This is a genomic window from Gordonia sp. NPDC003425 (assembly GCF_053588635.1).
This window is the reverse complement of record NZ_JBSFQI010000010.1, coordinates 55,550-74,438: the sequence shown is the minus strand read 5'-3', so window position 1 is coordinate 74,438 and position 18,889 is coordinate 55,550. Positions and strand designations below refer to the sequence as shown.

General features: G+C 69.5%; 14 protein-coding genes. 5 read left to right on the top strand and 9 right to left on the bottom strand.

What is annotated here, in order from left to right; translation table 11 throughout:
* The first annotated feature begins 15 nt into the window (after positions 1–15).
* Positions 16–1,737 carry a hypothetical protein gene (locus ACWDTD_RS13550; RefSeq protein WP_449747631.1) on the top strand — a complete coding sequence of 574 codons (1,722 nt, stop codon included), beginning with the start codon at positions 16–18 and terminating at the stop codon, positions 1,735–1,737.
* Here ACWDTD_RS13550 and ACWDTD_RS13545 read toward each other — a convergent pair.
* Complete coding sequence (locus ACWDTD_RS13545; protein ID WP_449747630.1) at positions 1,691–2,824, bottom strand: glycosyltransferase family 4 protein; 1,134 nt, start codon at positions 2,822–2,824, stop codon at positions 1,691–1,693. The two genes, ACWDTD_RS13550 and ACWDTD_RS13545, sit on opposite strands and share 47 nt — an antisense overlap.
* A 77-nt stretch (positions 2,825–2,901) precedes the next feature.
* Between ACWDTD_RS13545 and ACWDTD_RS13540 the strand changes: the two genes are divergently transcribed.
* Complete coding sequence (locus ACWDTD_RS13540; RefSeq protein WP_449747701.1) at positions 2,902–3,630, top strand: class I SAM-dependent methyltransferase; 729 nt, start codon at positions 2,902–2,904, stop codon at positions 3,628–3,630.
* Positions 3,631–3,652: 22 nt separating this feature from the next.
* On the opposite strand, the gene ACWDTD_RS13535 is transcribed toward ACWDTD_RS13540, so the two are convergent.
* The 8 genes from ACWDTD_RS13535 to ACWDTD_RS13500 all read right to left on the bottom strand — a co-directional run bounded on the left by ACWDTD_RS13535 (position 3,653) and on the right by ACWDTD_RS13500 (position 13,970).
* Positions 3,653–4,462: a hypothetical protein gene (locus ACWDTD_RS13535; RefSeq protein WP_449747629.1), complete on the bottom strand. Its 810-nt coding sequence runs from the start codon at positions 4,460–4,462 to the stop codon at positions 3,653–3,655.
* Positions 4,463–4,497: 35 nt separating this feature from the next.
* Positions 4,498–7,038 carry an ABC transporter permease gene (locus ACWDTD_RS13530; RefSeq protein ID WP_449747700.1) on the bottom strand — a complete coding sequence of 847 codons (2,541 nt, stop codon included), beginning with the start codon at positions 7,036–7,038 and terminating at the stop codon, positions 4,498–4,500.
* 18 nt (positions 7,039–7,056) lie between these two features.
* Positions 7,057–8,049 carry an ATP-binding cassette domain-containing protein gene (locus tag ACWDTD_RS13525; RefSeq protein ID WP_449747628.1) on the bottom strand — a complete coding sequence of 331 codons (993 nt, stop codon included), beginning with the start codon at positions 8,047–8,049 and terminating at the stop codon, positions 7,057–7,059.
* A 79-nt stretch (positions 8,050–8,128) separates the two neighbouring features.
* On the bottom strand, positions 8,129–9,163 hold the full coding sequence (locus tag ACWDTD_RS13520) for an esterase-like activity of phytase family protein (RefSeq protein ID WP_449747627.1): 1,035 nt from the start codon (positions 9,161–9,163) through the stop codon (positions 8,129–8,131).
* Positions 9,164–9,191: 28 nt separating this feature from the next.
* Positions 9,192–11,018 carry a phosphoenolpyruvate carboxykinase (GTP) gene (locus ACWDTD_RS13515; RefSeq protein ID WP_449747626.1) on the bottom strand — a complete coding sequence of 609 codons (1,827 nt, stop codon included), beginning with the start codon at positions 11,016–11,018 and terminating at the stop codon, positions 9,192–9,194.
* A gap of 223 nt (positions 11,019–11,241) precedes the next feature.
* Positions 11,242–11,625 carry a DUF6802 family protein gene (locus ACWDTD_RS13510; protein ID WP_449747625.1) on the bottom strand — a complete coding sequence of 128 codons (384 nt, stop codon included), beginning with the start codon at positions 11,623–11,625 and terminating at the stop codon, positions 11,242–11,244.
* A 16-nt stretch (positions 11,626–11,641) separates the two neighbouring features.
* Complete coding sequence (locus tag ACWDTD_RS13505; RefSeq protein WP_449747624.1) at positions 11,642–13,141, bottom strand: hypothetical protein; 1,500 nt, start codon at positions 13,139–13,141, stop codon at positions 11,642–11,644.
* A complete protein-coding gene (locus ACWDTD_RS13500) occupies positions 13,131–13,970 on the bottom strand; it encodes a hypothetical protein (RefSeq protein WP_449747623.1) in 840 nt (279 codons plus the stop codon). The genes ACWDTD_RS13505 and ACWDTD_RS13500 overlap by 11 nt, the downstream gene beginning before the upstream one ends.
* A 116-nt stretch (positions 13,971–14,086) precedes the next feature.
* On the opposite strand from ACWDTD_RS13500, the gene trmB reads away from it, so the two are divergent.
* From trmB to ACWDTD_RS13485, 3 genes are all read left to right on the top strand, one after another.
* Positions 14,087–14,950 (top strand): tRNA (guanosine(46)-N7)-methyltransferase TrmB, encoded by an 864-nt coding sequence (gene trmB, locus ACWDTD_RS13495; protein WP_449747622.1) that lies wholly within the window; start codon positions 14,087–14,089, stop codon positions 14,948–14,950.
* On the top strand, positions 14,947–15,669 hold the full coding sequence (locus ACWDTD_RS13490; protein ID WP_449747621.1) for an NYN domain-containing protein: 723 nt from the start codon (positions 14,947–14,949) through the stop codon (positions 15,667–15,669). Before trmB ends, ACWDTD_RS13490 begins: the two co-directional genes overlap by 4 nt.
* Before the next feature lie 90 nt (positions 15,670–15,759).
* Positions 15,760–18,885 carry an MMPL family transporter gene (locus ACWDTD_RS13485; protein WP_449747620.1) on the top strand — a complete coding sequence of 1,042 codons (3,126 nt, stop codon included), beginning with the start codon at positions 15,760–15,762 and terminating at the stop codon, positions 18,883–18,885.
* Positions 18,886–18,889: the final 4 nt, after the last annotated feature.

Sequence of the window (18,889 nt, the reverse complement as noted above, 5' to 3'; positions counted from 1 at the left end):
CGAGCTGCGGGGCCGGTGCGCACGGGGCGGTCACTGCCGACGCTGTATGCCGTCAGCGTCGCGCTCACCGCGCTGATCCTCGCGCCCATCCTGCGCCCGGGGTACCTGCTGTACCGCGACGCGGTGTCGACACCGCGCTCGTTCGTCACCGACACGGCGCTGGGGCTCGGCGACCTGCCGCCGCGGGCGGTCCCGCAGGACTGGCTGGTGGGGCTGGGCAGTTCCGTCGTCGACGGCGGCCTGCTGGTGACCGTGATCCTGTGCGCCGCACTCATTCTCGCGGGCGTCGGATACGGGCGGCTCGCACTGCGGCTGACACCGGGCCGCACCGGCGCCGTCGCGGCGGCCACCATCGCGATCTGGAATCCTTTTGTCGCACAACGTCTGCTGCAGGGCCACTGGGGCCTGCTGGTCGGTTATGCGGCGCTGGGCTGGATCGTGGTGGCGGTGGCCGATCTCGCCGAGCGGCCCGATGCACGCCGGTGGCTGCAACTCGGCGGTCTGCTCGCGGTGGCGGGCCTGACGCCCACCGGTTCGGTGCTCGCGCTTCTGACGCTGACCGTCGCCGCGGCTGGTGCGGGCGCCGGGGGTCGGCGACGGTGGGCCGGGCCTGTCGCGATGACGGCGCTCTGGGTGGTTTCGGCGGCGCCGTGGCTGCTCGCCGCGCTGCTGGGTGCGGGTGGCACCGGCACCGACGGCGTGGCCGGGGTGCGGGCGTTCGGCCTGCGATCGGAACCGGGGCTGGGCCCGCTGGGCACCGCGCTGGGCCTGGGCGGCATCTGGAACGCCGACGCCGTGCCGGCGAGCCGCACCATCTGGTGGGCAGCGGTGGCCACCGCGTGCTTCGTCGGTGTGGTGGCCGTGGGCGCGGTGGCCCTGTGGCGAGCGTCGTCGCGCACCACCGCGCCGCTGGTGTGGGCGCTCGCGGGGCTGGCGACCGTCACGGTGTTGCTGGTGGCGGCGTCGGCCACCGCACCGGGGCGGGCGGTGCTCGCCTGGCTGGTGGACGCGATCCCCGGCGGCGGGCTGCTGCGGGATACCTCGAAGTTCCTCGCGCTGGCGATGCCGTTCGTCGCGGTGTGCGCGTCGGCAGCGGTCGGCGCGTTACGCACTCGCGTCCCGGCGGGTTTCGCGCTGGCCGCGGTGGTGTTGGCGGTGGTGGCGCCGCTGCCCGATCTGGCCTGGGGTGTCGGCGGCCGGATCGGGGTGGTGCACTACCCCGACGATTGGGCGCGGGTGGCCGATTTGGTGCCCGCCGGCTCGGGTTCGGTGGCGGTGTGGCCGCCGGGGACGGTGCGCCGCTACCCGTTTGCCGATGGGCCGTCGCTGAACCCGTGGCCGCGGATGCTGCGGGCCCCGGTGATCGAATCGGGCGAGCTGGTGGTCGACGGGCGGGTGGTGGACGCGGCGGCGCCGCACGCACGCGCGGTGGACGACGTGTTGCGGGCCGGCGGGGACCCGGCCGCGCTGGCTCGGCTCGGAGTGGGTTGGGTGCTCGTCGACACTTCCGATGCGGCAGTCCCGCAAGCTCTTTCCGGACAGTTGCGACCGGAGGTGGACGATAGCTCGCTCACCGTGTTCCGCATCCCCGATGCCGCGCCGCCGTCCGCACCGTCGAGCGCGGCGCGGGCGGCGATGTGGGCCGCCCATCTGCTGTGGCTGGCGATGATCGTGGCGGGCGCGGGAGCAGCTATTCTCCGAGTTGTCCGAACACCTCGACGAAACCGTCCCCGGTAGCCGACCACGAATAGTTCCGGGCGCGCCGCGCCGCAGCCCGCCCGAGCCGACGGCGTTCATCCGGGTCGTCGAGCAATTTTCTTGTCGCGCTGATCATCTCGTCGAGACCGTCGACGAGCAGTCCGGTCTCCGAGTCGCGGATCGACGCACGCAGCCCGGTGGCATGCCGGTAACCGATGGTGGGCACCTCGTGCTGCGCGGCCTCGATCACCGCCAGCCCCCACCCCTCCTTGGCCGAGGGGAGCAGCGCGACGTCGGCGGCGGCCAGGATCTCGTGTTTGCGTTCCTCGGGCACGTGTCCGTGCAGGGTGACGGCGTCGTCGATCCCCAGTTCGGTTGTGCGCGCACGTAACCGGGGCGCCCACCAACCGTCACCGATGATGTCGAGGTGGACGGGCACGCCGGTGCGACGCAGGTCGGCGACCACCGCGAGCGCGTCCTCGACGTGCTTGTGCGGCACCAGTCGCGAGAGCACGCACACCCGGAGTACTTCCGGTTCGGTTGCCATGGGCACGATGTGGCCGGGAACCGGGTCGATACCATTGTGGATCACCGTGATCCGGTCGGCGTCCACGCCGAGCGCGACGAGTTCACGTTTCGACGGCTCCGACACGGTCACGTACCGGTTGTGCCGATGCACCCGCGGGGACACCCGCGATTCCAGGAACCACCCGAGCCGTCCGAGCAGGCGTCCGGCGACCGGCCACTGTTCACGATGGCAGTGATGGACCAGCACCACCGTCGGCGCTCCGGCCACGAGCGTGGCGAAGAACGGGATGCCGTTCTGGGTGTCCACCACGACGTCGGGCCGGGTGTTCGCCAGCGGACCGACGTGCAGCCGTCCCGCCACGATCAGCACCAGCGCCAGCGGATAGACGGTGATCCGCCCGCCGATGTGCACGAACCGGATGCCGTCGCGCTCTTCAACGCGGCGCGACCCGGGGTACGACGAGGTCAGGTAGGTCACCCGCGCACCGCGACCGGCGAGTTCGGCGCCGACACGTTCGAGGTAGGTCTCACTGCCGCCGCCCTGCGGGTGGCGGGTATCTCGCCAGCACAGCAGCAGGACGTCGGCGGGTGTGTTCATCACCCACAAGCCTACCGAGGACGACCGGTAGCATCTGCGGAGTGTCACCACCGGACGTGCCGACACCGCCCGGCGAGATGGCCCGACTGGCCACGCTGCGCCGCGCGGTGCGTCTGCTCGACGACTTCCGTTACGAGCAACCCGATCCGGGCAGGTTCTACGGCGCACTCGCCGCCGACACCGCCGCGATGGTCGCGGCATTCGCCCCGCTCGACGGTGCGGTACTGCTCGATGTGGGCGGTGGCCCGGGCTATTTCGCGGACGCGTTCCGCGGCGCGGGGGCGGCGTATGTGTCGGTGGAACCCGACCCCACCGAGATGCATGCCGGCGGACTGGATCATCGGGGCTCGGTGCGCGCGTCCGGGCAGCATCTGCCGTTCGCCGACGGATCGTTCGACGTGTGCCTGTCGTCGAACGTCGTCGAACACACCTCACGTCCGTGGGAGATGGCCGACGAGATGCTCCGGGTCACCCGGTCCGGCGGCACGGTGATGCTCAGCTACACCCTGTGGTGGGGTCCGTTCGGTGGGCACGAGATGCGCCTGACGCACTATCTCGGCGGCGCCCGGGCGGCACGCTGGTACACCCGTCGTCACGGGCATCCGCCCAAGAATTTGTACGGTACGTCGCTGTTCCCGGTGACCGCGGCAGCCGGCCTGCGATGGGCTGACGGGGTGCGCTCGCGCGCGCGACTGGTGGCCGCCTTTCCGCGCTACCTGCCGCGGTGGCTGTGGTGGGTGCTGCGGATACCGGTGGTGCGTGAGGTGGCGGCCACGAATCTGGTGCTGGTGGTGCGGCCACGCTGATCGGTGGCCGCAACACCCCCGCTCACTGCACCGACGCGGCGCACCGCAGCGGACCGCCGCTGCTCGTCGACGACGACAACAGTTCCTCGCCCTGCAGGATGTTGCAGGTCACCGGACCGCGCACCACGATCGCCGTGAGCTCGGCACTGCCGCCGCCGACCTGCGCCGTCTGCGACCACGGCGTACCCGTGGCGGCCACCACCGCGAAATCGTCGCCGCTGCGGAAACGCAGTCCCACGACCTCGCCGTTGCCGGTGATCTGGTAGACCACCGCGCCGGGTGTGACGGTCCGGGTGGTGGTGGTCGTCGTCGGTTCGGTGGTGGTGGTGGTTTCCTCCGTGGTGGTGGTGGTCGTGGGTGCGGTTGTGGTGGTGGGGGTGGTGGCGGCGCTGGTGGTGCCGCCATCGCCGCCCGAGCCACGGACGATCAGTACCGCGACGATGGCGATCAGGGCGATTGCCGCCAGCGTCGCCAGGATCAGCAGTGGGGTGCGCTTGCCCGGACCACCGCCGGAACCGCCCGCGCCCGCCGATGGCGGCCGCCCGGACGGCGGCGGGGTGTCGTAGGGGGCCGCGTACTGTCCGGTGCCACCTCGCGTGTCGCTGTACGCCTCGGTGGGGTACTGGTCGCCCCCGTACTGATCGCCCCCGTACTGGTCACCCCCGTACCCCTGCCCGTAGGGATCCCGGTAGGGCTGGTCACCGTAGGCCTCGGTGGGTGCGGTGGGTTCACCCACCGAGGCCGGGTCCTCGAACGGATCGAACTGTCGTGTCTCGGGGTGCTCGTCGCCGGGGTCGCTCGGCTCACGCGGACGGTCAGGCGGTGGAGTCATGGCGACGATTGTGCCAAACGCACATCACAGCTTCCTCAGGCTTCGGCGATGGCGTCGAGCGGACGGGTGCGCGCGGCCCGGATCGCCGGCCACAACGCGGCCAGCACGCCCACCACGCCCGATGCGACCAGCGTGATCAGGATCAGCGTCCACGGCAACACCGGCTCGCCGAGGCCCCAGCGGGCCAGTGTGCGCACCAGTGCCCACCCGATCAGCACGCCGAGTATCACCCCGAGCAACGCACCGTAGATCGCGATCAGCACCGATTCCAGGTAGATGCTGCGGCGCACCTGCCCGCGCACCATGCCCACCGCACGCAGCATTCCGATCTCGCGGCGCCGTTCCACCACCGACAGCGCCAGCGTGTTCACGATGCCGAGGATGGCGATGAGCAGCGCCAGGCCCAGCATCGCGTAGAGCACGCCGAGCATCTGGTCGATCTGCTGCGACACGCTGCTCTTGAACTCGTCGCGGTCCTGCACCTGAACGGTGAGGAACGATTTCGTGGCGTCCTCCAGATTCGTGCGCAGGGTGGCCAGATCTGTGCCCGGTGCCGCCTTGACGAACACGCCGACGCTGATCCGCGACGACGGCGGCGTGAGTTTCTCGTACACCGACGAACCCACCAGGAACGGTTGCAGCGTCTCGTTGTCGGCGAACACACCGTCCACCCGCACCGGAACCTGCTCGTCGGAGGCCGAGGTGAAGGTGACGGTGTCGCCGCGTTTCCAGCCGCGATCGTTGCTGGTGCGTTCGCTGACGAACATGCCGTCCGCGGGCAGATCCGGCCACGCGCCGTCCTTCATGTCGAGCACCGTCACGCCGGCCACCGATCCGCCCAACGGCGCATAACCCGTGGTGTCGGTTCCGTTCACCTTGCCCTGGACGATCCCGAACGACACCGCGTCGGAGATGCCGTCGACCTTGCGCACCGCCTCGGCGGCCGCCGACGGGAGCGGGGTGTTGTTGGTGCCGGTGATGATGTAGTCGGCGGTGACGCCGGTGTCGACTGCCGAATCCACCGTGCCCTTGAACGAGGTGCCCAGTGTGCCGATCACGGCGACCAGCAGCAGACCGAGGGTCAGCGCGAACGAGGTGGCCGCGGTGCGCCGCGGGTTGCGCACGGCGTTGGTGCGCGCGAGGTGACCGATGGACCCGAAGGGCGCGCCGATCACCCGCCCCAGCGCACCCACCACGGGCCGCGACAGGGCCGGGCCGGCCAGCACGGCGGCAACGATGGCCGCGGCGGCCCCCGCACCGACCATCACCGCACGTAGTAGACCCTCGCCGAATGCACCCCACAGGATGGCCGCCAGCGCGAGGACGCCGAAGACGGCACCGACGATGGTCCGGGTACGCAACGAGCCCGCACCCTCGGCCAGCCCGGCGCGCATCGCCTCCACCGGCGGCACCCGGGAGGCACGGACGGCGGGCACCCATGCGCTCACCATCGTCACCACCACGCCCACGAACAGCGCCGCGAGCACCGCCCACACACTGACCGTCAGGGGTCCCTCGGGCAGTCCGGATGTCGACGCGATGATCGCCTTGAGTGCCGCGGCGAGCCCGATACCCACGCCCAGACCCACGACGCCACCGATCACACCGACGACGAACGCCTCGAACAGCACCGACCGCGATACCTGCTTCTGTGCCGCGCCCACCGCGCGCAGCAGCGCCAGTTCACGGTTTCGTTGCGCGACGATCATCGAGAAGGTGTTGTAGATGATGAATGTCCCGACGATCAGCCCGATCCCCGCGAACGCCAACAGGATTCCGGTGAAGATCGTCAGGAATTCGTTGAGCCGATCCCGCTGGTCCTGGATCACCTGCGCGCCGGTGCGCACCTTGAGTGTGTCGTTGCCGACGAGCGCCGAAACCCTGTCGCGCAGCTTCCGGTCGGAGACGCCCGGTACCGCCGACATGTCGACCGTCGCGACATGGCTTCCGTCGGAAAGTAATTCGGATGCGGTGGTCCGGTCGAACTGGACGTTGACGAATCCCCCGGTGGAACCCTTGAGATCGATGAGACCCGTCACGGTGACCTCTCGGGGCGGGGTGAATCCCTGCCCGAGCACGATCTTCGTCTTCGAACCCACCTTGAGCCCGCCCTTGTCGGCAGCGCTCGAATTGAGCACGATCTCGTCCGGCGTCGTCGGCGCGCGGCCGCCGGGCTGCAGTTGCGCGGCGTTCGGGTCGAGGGATTCCGACGGTGGAGTGTAGGCCGATGCGACGCTCGGCGCGCCGCCGGTCTGGATGGCCCGACCCTGCGCATCGGCCACGGTGACCGAGCCGGAGAAGTTGGTGACGACCTTGTCGACACCCAATTCCGTTTTGTGCGAAGTGATCTCGTCGACCACGGACGTCGGCACCCCGGGGGACCGCTGATTGGCGGGGCTCACCTGGACCGACACCCCGGGCGCGGTGTTGTCGAAGATCGAGTTGAACGCATGCGAGATGGTCGAGGTGAACACGATCGAACCGGCGACGAACGACGTCCCGAGCACGATCGAGAACACCGTCAGGAACAGGCGCACCTTGTGGGCGCGCAGATTGCGCAACGACACCTTGCGCATCACCGACGATGCCATCGCTCAGCCCACCTGATACGGGTCGGCGTCGGGCAGATCGGTGGCGGGCAGATCGGTCGCGGGCACATCGGTGGCGCCATCCGGCCGGGCCTCGTGCCGGCCGCGACCGACGGCAGGCGTGGATACTGCTGTGGACCCCGATTCTGCGGACACCGATCCTGCAGGGGGCACCGCTCCTGCGGGGGGCACCGATCCTGCGGGCACCGATTCGGCGGTGCCCGCGGATTCGTCGCCGGCAACCGGCGCATCGTCGAGATGCTTCATCACCTCGAACACGTCGTCGGCCGACGGCCGGGTCAGTTCGCGCACGATCTGCCCGTCGGCCAGGAAGATCACCCGGTCGGCGTAGGACGCCGCCCGCGGATCGTGGGTGACGATGACCACCGTCTGACCGAAATCGTCGGTGGCGGCGCGCAGGATCTCGAGTACCTCGCCGGAGGATCGCGAGTCGAGGTTGCCGGTGGGTTCGTCGCCGAAGATGATCGCGGGCCGTCCGACGAGGGCACGGGCACACGCAACCCGCTGTTGCTGACCGCCGGAGAGTTCACTGGGCAGGTGCCCGAGACGGTCGGCGATGCCCAACCGCCCGATCACCGCGTCGAACCATTCCTTGTCGACGTCGCGCCCGGCGATGTCGATGGGCAGGGTGATGTTCTCGGCCGCGGTCAGGGTCGGCACCAGATTGAACGACTGGAATACGAATCCGATCCGGTCACGCCGCAGGAGGGTCATCTCCTTGTCGGAGAGCCCGGTGAGGTCGGTGTCCCCGATGTAGACCCGGCCGTCGGTGGCCACGTCGAGTCCCGCGAGGCAGTGCATCAGCGTCGATTTGCCCGAACCGGACGGACCCATGATGGCGGTGAACTCACCGGCGGCGAAGGACACGGTGACCCCGCGCAGCGCGTGGACCACCGTGTCGCCGGAGCCGTACACCTTGGTCAGGTTCTCGGCGCCCGCGCCCGAACCCGACCGAACAACCTCGTGATCTGATGTCATGGCATCAACCGTGCCAAAAAGCGGTCCCGTTGGCCATCAGGTGATTCCCTGAACAGACCCCGATACAGCCGGATTTTCCTCAGCGGGGTAGCTGCACCTCGAAGGAATGCACCCGGGTGGGTCCGGCGAACGCATTGTTGGTGACGACGAACAGAGTACGGGCGCGAGTGTTCGCCCAGGGCAGGTCGGGTTGCCAGTTGCCCCACGCCAGGCCCGACATGTTGCCGGTGTCGAGCATGGGTGTACTCGCCGCGGTGAAGAGCAGGCGCTTTCCCATGGCCCGTTCCCGGCCGCCGAGCGCCTTGCGTCCGCCGATCTGATCGGCACCGCGGGTCGTCGCCCAGAAGATCTCGGTGGTGCGGCCGCGTCCCCGTTCGAGCACCAGGAAGTCGGTGTCGTTGATGGCCAGCACGTCCGCGGCCACCTGGCCCGGATCGGTGCGGTACACGTACTCGAGGTTGGGCCGCTTCGGACCGCCGAACGTCAGCAGCCGCGCCGATCCGGACGGATCCTGTCGCAGGCCACCCGCGGTGAGGACGCTGATCTGACCGTCGGGACCCACCGCGGCGCCGGTGAGTCCGAGCTGACCGGCCAGACCCGACTTCTTTCCGGGTATCCACGCCGGCGGCAATGCCAGGTCGCCGACGTAGGTGCCGCCCGGCCCCTGCAGGTGCACGAATTGGTGGTCGCCGCCGCTCACCACGACGTAACCGCCGGCGGTGCGGCGGATTCCCTCGTACTGCGCGGAACCGGGCAGCGGCGGCACATTGCCGGGCCCCAGAATGAGGCCGCCACCGTCGATGCCGGGTTCGGAGGTGAACCCGCCCATCGCGGACGAGTAGTTGAACTGGCTGGTGAAGAATCGCGCCGGACCGGCACGGCCGACGTCGGTCGAGATCATCGCGAAGCGGTTCGCCCCGATGCGGTCGATGCCGGAGATCGCGCCGAAGGTGGGCACCGCGCCGATGACGGCGGTGTCGGTGTACCGGGCACTGACGGCGGGTGCGGGAGCCGGTGCGGCGGCGGCGATTCCCGCGACGGGAGCACTGACTGCGGACGCGACACCGAGGAGAACCGCCGAACAGACCGTTGCCCCCCACAAGCGAATGCTCATAGGGGGCAACGATACCTCAAGTAGTGGTTCAGCTCAGACGCTGCTTGAGGGCATCGAGTTCGTCCTGCAGGGGAGTCGGCAGCTTCTCGCCGACGAACTCGAACAGCTCCTCGATCAGCGGGATCTCGCGGCGCCACTCGTCCTCGTCGAATCTCAACGCGGCGACGACGTCCTCGGCGGGCACGTCGAGGCCGGTCACGTCGATCTCGTCGGGCTTGGCCACCACGCCGATGGGCGTGTGCACGCCGTCGTTCTCGCCCTCGAGGCGACTCACGATCCACTTGAGCACGCGGCTGTTCTCACCGAACCCCGGCCACAGGAAGCGGCCGTCGTCACCGCGGCGGAACCAGTTGACGTAGAACACCTTCGGCAGCTTGTCGGCGTCGGCGTTCTTGCCGATGTCGATCCAGTGCTGGAAGTAGTCGCCCACGTGGTAGCCCATGAACGGCAGCATGGCCATCGGGTCGCGTCGTACGGCTCCGACGGTGCCCTCGGCGGCTGCGGTCTGCTCCGAGCCGACGGTGGCCCCCATGAACACACCGGTCTGCCAGTCGTGGGCCTCGGTCACCAGCGGCACGGTGGTCTTGCGACGGCCACCGAACAGGATCGCCGAGATCGGCACACCGTCCGGGTCGTCCCACTCGTCGGCCAGCGCGGGACACTGCGAGATCGGCGTGCAGTAGCGCGAATTCGGGTGCGCGGCAGGATGTCCGGACTCGGGGGTCCAGCTCTGGCCGAGCCAGTCGGTGAGATGCGCAGGCGTCTCACCGCCGATGCCCTCCCACCAGATGTCGCCGTCGTCGGTCAGGGCGACGTTCGTGTAGAGGGTGTTGCCCGCCTCGATGGTCCGCATCGCATTCGGGTTGGAGTCGTCGCTGGTGCCCGGTGCCACCCCGAAGAAGCCGAACTCCGGGTTGATGGCGCGCAGTCGTCCGTCCGCGCCGAAACGCATCCAGGCGATGTCGTCGCCGACCGTCTCGGCCTTCCAGCCGGGAATGGTGGGCTGGATCATCGCGAGGTTGGTCTTACCGCAGGCGCTCGGGAAGGCGGCCGCCACGAAATAGACCTTGTTCTCGGGGCTGGTCAGCTTGAGGATCAGCATGTGCTCGGCCATCCAGCCCTCGTCGCGGGCGATGACCGACGCGATGCGCAGCGCGTAGCACTTCTTGCCGAGCAGCGCGTTGCCGCCGTAGCCGGATCCGAAGGACCAGATCTCGCGATCCTCCGGGAAGTGGGTGATGTACTTGTCGGGGTTGCAGGGCCACTTGACGTCTTCCTGGCCGGGCTCGAGCGGCGCACCCACCGAGTGCAGGCCCTTGACGAAGAAGCCGTCGTCACCGAGCAGTTCGAGCACCTTGGGACCCACGCGGGTCATCACCTTCATCGACAGCACCACGTACGGGGAGTCGGTGAGTTCGACGCCGAGTTTGGGATCGTCGGAACCGAGCGGACCCATGCAGAACGGGATGACGTACATCGTGCGGCCGCGCATGCTGCCGCGGTAGAGCTCGGTCATCGTCGCCCGCATCTCGGCGGGATCCATCCAGTTGTTCGTCGGGCCGGCATCGTCTTCGGACTTCGAGCAGATGAAGGTCCGCGACTCGACGCGGGCCACGTCGGCGGGGTCGGATTCGGCGAGGAACGAGTTGGGCTTGAGTTCGTCGTTGAGCCGCACCAGCGTGCCGGCCTCGACGAGCTGGGTTGTCAGACGCTCCCACTCCTCGTCACTGCCGTCGGACCACACGACACGATCGGGTTGCGTGAGTTCGGCCACCTCCGCCACCCACTTGAGCAGGCCTTGATGTTTGGTGGGGGCGGTGCCGGGATCGAGGCCCGGGATGGTGGCGGACGTCATGGTGTTCCTCCTCCGAGGTGTGGCCCACGCTGGCCACTTGGTGGATTTATTAGTCTCAGGATACTGCGACAGACCGCCCAGTACGCCCTTGGGGGATCAGATGCGGTATAGGCCACATTCGCACACGTCAACAGGGGTCGCAAGGCGGGCTGTGTCCGATTTAGCAGACTGCGAAAGCCCCGACTTCGGGACTTTCAGCCCTTGCGAAACCGGCGCTGTCACCTCAATCGAGACGACCCGAATCGGTGCTCACCCAGGTGCCGCTATCCGGGTCGAGGGCCTGTGCCGAGAAGGAGCCGTCGGCGGCCACGCGGGTGATCTTGTCCACCTGACCGTCGTGGTCGCTGTCCGTGTAGACGGTCAGCCCGTCGGGCCCGTTGCGGGTCAGCGAGTCCTCGATGCCGTCGGCGTCGGTATCCACGTCGGCGGGGCCGAGGTCCCAGATCCGGCCGTCGTCGTGCACCCACAGGTGGTCGTCGGCGGCGAATTGCTCACCGGCACCTCCCGCATCGGTGAAACCGACGTCGACGGCGTCGTCCGCCGAGTCCGCGCTGCCGGCGGGGTCGGTGCCGGGGGGCTCGGTGCCCCAGAGATCGAACGGGTCCATGTCGTCCACCAATCTGCTAGGTGCTTTCGGGTGCCCAGAGTTCCGCGGCCCGGCCGGCCAGCGCTCCGTGCAGGTCGTGCAGTTCATCGAGGCGCTGCCGTGTGGCACGGGCCGACGCCGCGGCGCCCGAGGCCTCGGCACGGAGCAGGCGAACGCGGTCGTCGATCGCCGCGACCTCCTCGGCGACGAGCCGGCCGCGGCGTTCGTGATGTCGTGCCACCTGTCCGCCGATCCGCGATTCGGCCGCACCGATGCGGATGCCGGCGCGGTGCTCGAGGCGCCCCCGCGCCTCCGACAACACCTCGCTCCCCCACACCCGGATCTCCGACCGCAGCGACGCGGCGCGCCGCATCCGGATCACCCAGACGGCAACGCCCAATCCGAGGATCAGGGTGAGCGGCATGCTGAACCACTGCAACGTCTGCACCGCGGCCATCGGGGCCACCACCAGCCGGCCGATGCCGAGACCGGTGGAGGCGCCGATCACCATCAGCAGCGCGTCCTCACCGGGCCGGCCGCCGGTCGGCGGTGAGCGACGCACCCCGACGGGCTCGTCGTCGGGCGGCGGTGGCGCCTCTTCGGACACGTCGAGACCGACGAGCGTCGCGGTCGCCACCTCCTCGATCCGTTCCTCGGTGATCGCGTCGATGCGACGGGTGAGCACAGCGAGTTCGCGGTCGAGCCATGCGGTGTGTTCGGCCAGGCCGGCCCGGGTGACGGTGGCCGAGCGGGCGCCCGCGGCGGTGGCCAGTGCCCGGATACCGGCGTGGATGTCGCCCATCGTCTGGGTGCGGGCCCGCCCGATCCCGACACGCAGCACGGCGAGCCGGTCGGCACGACCACGGTCGCGGCCGCCCAGCAGATCGCGGCGGCGGGCGGCCAGCGACTGGACCTCGTCGGCGAGGTGATCGGCAGGTGGGCGTGGCGGCGTGCGACCCAGTGCGTACTCCACCGCACCGGCGGCCGCGGCCACCCGCGCCCGTTCGGTCCGCACCGCTTCCGGGGCGGCGACGACCGCGGTCAGCCAGTCCAGCAGTCCCGGAATGCCCGACTCGTCGGCGGCTCCGCCCAGCGCCGCGGCGGCCGACACCGCGAACACCGGGAGCTGCTCGTACGGATCGAGGACCGCCCGCTGGGCACGCAGGATGCGGGGCCATTCCCAGAACGCGTCGATGCGGGTGCACACCAGCGCCACGGTGCCGAAGGAGGCGCGCAGCGCACTCATCAGCCGCTCGTCCTCCCGGTCGGCGGCCGACGCCGGGTCGACGACGAACAACGCGACGCCGGCCGACGGGTGGGCGGGATCGGCGAGTTGGTCGCGTTCGGGGTGGTAGTGGCGAATGGTCGGTGACGTCACCGGATCGTCTCCGCCGACATGGCCGGTGAGCGCGTCGATCAGGTCGTCGACGTCGACACCGTCGGGCGCGGCGACCAGCACGGCGTCCCCGGCGGCGATCGCCTCCGCGTCGAAGGTCGTCGACGCGCGCACCCGCTCCAGCAGGGATTCAACCGACACCGAGCAATCCCTCCAGCACGTCACGGTCGCGTCCGGCCGCCGCCGCGAGCTCGAGTCGGGCGCGCAGCTCCACGCCGCGCCAGTAGCGCACCGGCCCCACCCGTTCGGCGATAGCCGGTCTGAGTGCGTCGATCCCGCTGAGCGCGCGCAACGCCGCGGACAGCGCATCCGCATCGTCGGCGGCCCGGTGACCGGACCGGATGAGTTCCATCGCGGTGTCGATACCGAAGGCGTCCACCCGACGCAGCAACCCCATCCGCATCAGCCGCTCCGCCGACCCGGGTTCGAACCTGGCGAGGAACTGACCCGCCATCGACGGCATCACCGCATCCGCGGCGACCAGCGTGCGCAGATAGGCGAGTTCGTCGTCGGTGATCGTGGCGCAGGCGAGTAGCTGTGACACGGACACCACGGGCCGGCCCAGCACCGCGGCCGCATCGGCGGCGACGACAGCGGCCTCGTCCGGGTGGCCGTGCGTGTCGGCCTTGCCGAGCACCACGATCGTGCGCTCGGCGGGAAGTTCGGCCAGCAACTGCCGGTCGGTGCGGCGCGGCATTCCGGCGAGCAGATGAATCCACAGGTCGGCGTCGGCGGACGCCTCCGGCTCGTCTCCCGGTCCGATGGCGGCCACCGCCAGTCGCTCGCGTAGTGCGCGGGCCATCGTGTCGCGTCCGACGCCGCCGCGGCCGACGACCATCACGGTGAGTCCGCGTCCGTACCGCGCGGCGGCACGCTCGAGGTCGGGGCCCGCCGCCGACGAGGACGGCAGCAACTCGCCCACCGTGCCGGAGTCGATGGCACGCGCGAGCGGACCCGACGGATCGATCATTGCCCACCCCCCTACGCATTGCGGCCCGAAATGTCCTGGTCGCAGGTTAGCCGCAGTCCGGCCCGGTTGCGCCGACAAACCCACAGGCGGGTGTCGAGGTGTGCCTTTGGCCCGCGATGAGCAACGATGGACCGGTGAACACCACTCCCGAGGTAACCGGAGCGGATGCGACTCCCGAGGCAACCGGAGCGGATGCGACTCCCGAGGCAACCGGAGCGGATGCGGCCGCGCGCTCCCGCGTGTACCCGCGGGTGACCAGCTTCCGGTTCCGCCGGGGCACCCTGACGCCCGGTCAGCAGCACAACTGGGAACACCTGTGGCCCCAGCTGGGGCGGGAGCTGTCGGTGGACCCCGAGCAGACCCCCGAACCCGTCCTCGACTTCGACGCGCTGTTCGGCCGCGCGGCACCGCGCGTCCTGGAGATCGGCAGCGGCACCGGCATCTCCACCGCGGCGATGGCCGCCGACGAACCCGAGGTGGACGTGGTGGCCGTGGAGGTCTACAAACCCGGCCTCGCGCAGCTGCTGGGCCTGATCGACCGCAACGGGCTGACCAACGTCCGTATGATCCGCGGTGACGGCGTGGTGGTGTTGCGTGAACTGATCGCGCCGCGCAGCCTCACCGGCATTCGACTGTTCTTTCCTGACCCGTGGCCCAAGTCCCGGCATCACAAGCGCCGCTTCGTGCAGCGTGGCACCGTCGAACTCATGGCCGACCGGCTGGTGCCGGGCGGTGTACTACACATCGCCACCGACCACGCGGGCTACGCCGACTGGATTGCCGAGATCCTCGCCACCCAGGACCCCACACGCACCCACGTCGTGCCCGCAACCCGTCGACCACCGATCAGCCTGACGCGGCCCACCACCAAGTTCGAGGGTCGCGCCCACCGCGAGGGCCGCGACGTCAACGAGTTCGTCTACCTGCGACCACTCGACGCCGATGACGCATCCCGCCACGAGGACGGATCCCCGACATGACCGACGCGAGCCCCGCCCCCGAGCACTCCGGCTCGGCTGTTCATTTCGCCGACACCATCTCCGGGCAGACCGGCGCGCGCCGGGTGCTGCTGGTCTGGGACGCACCGAACATGGACATGGGCCTCGGCGCCATCCTGGGAGGACGTCCCACCGCCGCGCATCGGCCCCGCTTCGACGCGCTCGGCCGCTGGCTACTGCAGCGCACCGCCGACATTTCCGCGCGCGATGTGTCGGCCGTCACCTCGGCCGCCTCGCCCGCGCCCACCCCGATCGAACCCGAAGCCACAGTGTTCACCAACATCGTGCCTGGTAGCGCCGACGTGGTCCGACCCTGGGTGGATGCGCTGCGCAACGTCGGATATGCCGTTTTCGCCAAGCCAAAGCTGTCCGACGACAGCGACGTCGACGCCGACATGCTCGACCACATCGAGCTTCGCAGGCACACTGTGGGACTAGCTGGACTGGTCGTGGCCTCCGCCGACGGCCAGGCGTTCCGGGAACCCCTGCTCGAGATCGCGGCCGACGGTGTCGCGGTGACCGTCATCGGATTCCGCGAGCACGTCAGCTGGGCGTTGTCGTCGGAGGAACTGGAGTTCATCGATCTCGAGGAGATTCCCGGGGTGTTCCGGGAGCCGCTGCCGCGCATCGGGCTCGATTCGCTGCCCGACGACGGCGCGTGGCTCACCCCGTTCCGCCCGCTGAGCGCGTTGCTGCGCTGACCGGGCACCCACCACGACTCAGCGCCCCCTCAGGCTCGACTGCAACAATCCCCAGAATTCCCAGACCCGGATATCTCGAAAGGAGTCGACGTGTTCGGAGCCATCGGCACATTCGTCTACCGGATGCGCTTCGCGGTCATCGCCGTTCTCGTCGTACTCATGGGTGGGCTCGGCATCTACGGTCTCGGTCTGGGCAAGAACCTCAGCCAGAGCGGCTGGTTCGATCCCACATCGCAGTCGGCCAAGGGTTCGGTGGTCGCCGACACCGCGTTCGGCCGCGACCACCGCTCCGACGTCATCCTGCTGATCACACCTCCCGAGGGCACCACAGTCGACGATCCGGCGTTCGGCGCGAAGGTGGAGAACATCGTCGACGAGATGCTCAAGCAGCACCCCGATGTGGTGCAGCGCAGCGTCCCCGACACCAACACGATCACGGTCGACGGTCGCAACCTCGACGAACAGCAGGCGTATCAGTACGCGCTCGACCACAACAACGAGATCATCGACCCGTTCTTCCTGGCCGACAACACCCCCGCCTCGAAGGCCGCGCAGGACACCATCCGGGCCCGCACCTTCACCGCCGACAAGAAGCACGCGTTCATCAGCATCGGTATCGCCGGCAACGACGACACCTCGGTGCTCGCGAACTACCAGAAAGTGGAGCCGTTCCTGCAGGGTGTGGTCGACGACCCGGGCCGATTCGGCCTCGACGGCACCACCTTCCAGTTGGCCGGACTGCAGCCGGTGGCCGGCGCGATGGCCCGCGGCATGGACGCCGACATCCGCCGCGCCGAGGTGATCGCCCTGCCGTTGGTGGCGGTGATGCTCTTCTTCATCTTCGGCGGTGTGGTGGCGGCGTGCCTGCCGGTCCTGATCGGCGGACTGACGATCGCCGGATCGCTCGGCATCATGAACATCATCGCCCAGCTCACCGAGCTCAACATCTTCGCGCAGTCGGTGGTCACGCTCATCGGGCTGGGTATCGCGATCGACTACGGCCTGTTCATCGTGAGTCGTTTCCGGGAGGAACTCGCCGAGGGATACGAGACGAAGGCCGCGGTCCGAAGAACCGTGATGACCGCCGGGCAGACGGTGGCGTTCTCCGCGACGATCATCGTCGCCGCCATCGCATGTCTGCTGATGATGCCGCAGGGCTTTCTCAAATCGGTGGCCTACGGCGCGATCTTCTCGGTGTCGCTGGCCGCGCTGCTGTCGATCACGGTGCTGCCGGCCATCTTGTCGATCCTGGGTCCGCGGATCGATGCGTTCGGGCTGCCCTTCCTGCGGCGCACCAAGTCCAAGCAGGAGGTCGAGGACGGCTTCTGGGGACGTCTGGCCGGTTGGGTGATGCGCCATCCGGTGGCCACCGCGGTGCCCACCGTGCTGTTGCTGCTGGTGCTCACCATCCCGATCGGCGGCATCAAGTTCGGCGGGATCAGCGAAGCCTATCTACCGCCGGACAACCCGAGTCGTGTGGCGCAGGAGACCTTCGACAAGTACTTCCCGAAGGAGCGCACCGAGGAGCTCAAGCTCGTCGTCATGTACGACGGCAATGACGCCAACAGCGGCGAGAAGATCCAGCAGATCGCCGACGAGGCCAACCGGATACCCGGCTTCACCAAGCAGTTCAGCCCCGCGGCCGACGACGGCGCGCTCACCGGCACCTACGGCTACAACGGCCCGCAGGTGATCCAGATGTCGGCGGGGCTGGTCAACCGCGACACCGCAGGCGAGGCGGTCAAGGATCTGCGTGCCATCGCCAAACCCGACGGCATCCGAATGTGGGTGGCCGGCACGCCCGCCCTGGTCCAGGATTCGATCGACGCGTTGCTCTCGCGGCTCCCGCTGATGGCGATCCTGCTGGTGCTGGTCACCGGACTGCTGATGTTCCTCGCCTTCGGCTCGGTGGTGTTGCCGATCAAGGCGGCGTTGATGTCGGCGCTGGGACTCGGCGCCACCCTGGGCATCCTGACGTGGATCTTCGTCGACGGGCACGGCGCATCGATCGCCAACTTCACCCCGGGGCCGCTGTTCGCGGCCGTGCTGGTGCTGATCATCGCGATCGTGTTCGGCTTGTCCACCGACTACGAGGTGTTCCTGCTCTCCCGCATGGTGGAGGCCCGGCAGAAGGGGGCCAGCACCACCGAGGCGGTGCGGGTGGGTACCGCGCACACGGGCCGGATAATCACCGCCGCCGCCGCCATTCTGGTGGTGGTGACCGGCGCGTTCGGTCTCTCCGACATCGTGATGATGAAGTACATCGCCTACGGCATGATCGCCGCATTGATCCTCGACGCCACCATCATTCGCATGCTGCTGGTTCCCTCCACGATGAAGCTGCTCGGCGACGACTGCTGGTGGGCTCCGCGCTGGATGAAGACGCTGCAGCGCAAGATCGGACTCGGCGAGACCATCCTCGACGACGAGCCGGGCGAAAAGCGTTCCGGCACAACTGATTCCCGACCCATGAGCGCGGGCGCACTGATCTCCGAGGTACCGACCACGGCCATGCCCGGAGCTCGTCCGCGCTCGGGTGCGCGTCCGATCTTGCGCCCGGAACCCGTTGCGCCGCAACCTGCTCGCGTCGGACCGTCGGCTCCGCCGTCGGATCGCCGGCCCGCGGTCCCGGCGACCGGCGCTCCCGCCCCGGTGGGCGCGGCGCCCGCCGGAGCGGCCACCGCACCCCGCCCCCGCCGCGCGCCGGCTCCCCGACTCCCCCGCAGACGCTCCTCCGAAGGCCCCGACACCGGTGGCTGGATGCTGGGCGACGGCGGTATCCGACTCGGCGCACCGGCGCCGGCACCCGCACCAGCACCAGCACCCCCATCACCACCGGTGCCGGCACAGCCACCAGCACCGGCGCCGGCCCCGGTCCGGGCAAAGGCGCCGGCCCGCGATGGTTCGGCACTCGTCCGACGTCCCGATCTCGACCAGGCCGGTCAGCGGCCCCTGGCCGCATCGATCACGCCGGAAGAAGCTCGCGGCGCCGCCGCGCGCCGAGCAGTTCCGGGCGTTGAGTCGCCGCTCGACCGTGGCCTGTCGTCCGATGCCATCCCCGCCGACGCGTCCAACCCGGGTGCCACGCCGGGCGGCGCCGAGGGCGACCGGCGCCAGCGCGGCGCCGACCGGCACGCCCGCAACGGCGAATCGAACGGCGGCAACGGTCAGATCAGCGTGCAGGATCTGTTGCGGCGCAGCCGTTCCGGCGAGTAGGTCG